General features: G+C 40.0%; 1 protein-coding gene. It reads right to left on the reverse strand.

Annotated features, from left to right (window positions below):
- Positions 1-255, reverse strand: a 255-nt coding sequence (locus FC091_RS15275) for a hypothetical protein (protein ID WP_171032535.1), incomplete at both ends; no start/stop codon positions are given.

A 255-nucleotide genomic window follows, 5' to 3' on the forward strand; every position in this document is an offset into this window, starting at 1 on the left:
TCTCCAATTGTATTTCCTCTGTTTCCTGAGGCATTGCCCTGTTTTCAATACTTAGCAGTTCACCGTTATTACTGGTCGCAAAATTCTCGTCCAAGTTTGTGATACTTAATGCATCATTGGCATCTATTCCATTATTTCCATTTGCGCCAAACAGTATCAACACACCATCAGTAGCTGTGTCGTTATTAGCAAAGGCACTGCTTTCATACAACGATAAGCGTAATTGACTTAGACTTGTGCTTCCTCCATTATCTG

The organism is Winogradskyella algicola, assembly GCF_005869935.1.
Taxonomy (GTDB): Bacteria; Bacteroidota; Bacteroidia; order Flavobacteriales; family Flavobacteriaceae; genus Winogradskyella; species Winogradskyella algicola.